Source organism: Frankia sp. CcWB2, from assembly GCF_977927585.1.
The window spans coordinates 9,283-10,515 of record NZ_CDWRCM010000077.1 but is presented as its reverse complement, the minus strand read 5'-3'; the positions used below and the strand labels follow the sequence as shown (position 1 = coordinate 10,515).

Annotated in this window: 1 protein-coding gene and 1 pseudogene; both read right to left on the bottom strand. The window is 68.0% G+C overall.

Going from position 1 to position 1,233, the window contains the following annotated elements; genetic code table 11:
• On the bottom strand, nt 1–727 hold a 727-nt coding region (locus ACY45C_RS10380; RefSeq protein WP_462187416.1), incomplete at its 3' end, for a L,D-transpeptidase.
• Nucleotides 724–1,233, bottom strand: a pseudogene (locus ACY45C_RS10375) (hypothetical protein); the annotation flags it as partial. The gene ACY45C_RS10380 and the pseudogene ACY45C_RS10375, both read right to left, overlap by 4 nt.

The window sequence follows — 1,233 nt, the reverse complement described above, 5'->3', positions numbered from 1 at the left end:
GAACGGTCTGGGCGAGTCTGGTGATCGCGTCGTTGCTCAGGCGGATGCATCCGTGGCTGACGTCCTTGCCGATGAGCTTTGGCTCGTTCGTCCCGTACATGCCGATGACCGGCTTGTGGCCGCCGAACGAGCTGAGTGATGTCGAGAAGCCGTTAAGCCCGAAGGCATACGGCCCGTACGGACCGTTCGGGTCACGCGGCTTGAGCAGCTCCATGAGATAGAAGCGCCCGCCCGGCGTCGGGGTGTCGGCGGTGCCGATCCCCACCGGCTCCTCGGCGATCTGCGTCCCGTTGCTGAACACATGGAGTCGGTGCCTGCCGCGGGAGACAACCAGCCGGTACGACGTCTCGGACGCGGTGACCTGGTCCGCCTTCAACCAGCCGGTGCTGCCGTTCGGCTGCACCGGCAGCAGTACCTGCCACCATCCCGACAGCTTGGCCTGGACGAGGAAGACCCGCTTGACGCCGTTCTCATTCGGACTGGCCAGCGTGGAGGAGGGTTGGGTGTCGGTCGGGGCGCTGTAGACGTCGATGCTGGCACCCACGGCCGTGACCACGGTGCTCTTTCCCTGGCCGAGCCCGGCGACGGCGGCGAGCTGGTTGCGCACCTGCGGGGAGAAATCGGTGGAGGCGTTCCTGGCGCCGTCGCCGCAGCTGGTCAGCACGACGCCACCCAGGATGGCCGCGAGGGCGCCCGCGGCCATCCTGGGACCAGGTCCGGAGCTCATCGCGTGTAGTGCGGATCGGCCGGGACGGCGCTCGTGGCGGCGGGCACCGCGACGGGTAGCGGAGCGGGCGGTGCGAGCGGCAGCGGGGCCGACCCGCCCGTGCAGTTGGAGACACCGACCGTCGGCACGGTCACGAGCAGAACCTTGGTCTTGGCGTCCCAGGGGGAGCCGATTACCGCGAGCGCCTTCGAGGGAACGTCAACGGTCTGCTTCGGCCCGATGTCCAGAATCCCGCCGTGCAGGCTGGTGTCGAACCAGCCGAATCCAAAGGCCTTGTCCGCGGTGTTCTTCAGTTTCCAGGAGGGGACGGAGCCGTCGCAGGTGAAGGTGAGGAACAACGGGTTGACGTCCATGTCGTCGATGCTGTTGATCTGCTTGTCCAGCGGGACCTCGAAGGGCAGCAGGTCGAGGAAACCGTCGAGTGTCGGGTTGCCGGTGCCGTTGGTCGGGCTCGCGGAGGACGTCGCGTCCGCCGTCGCGCCCGGAATCAGGGCCGCGGCGTCGGT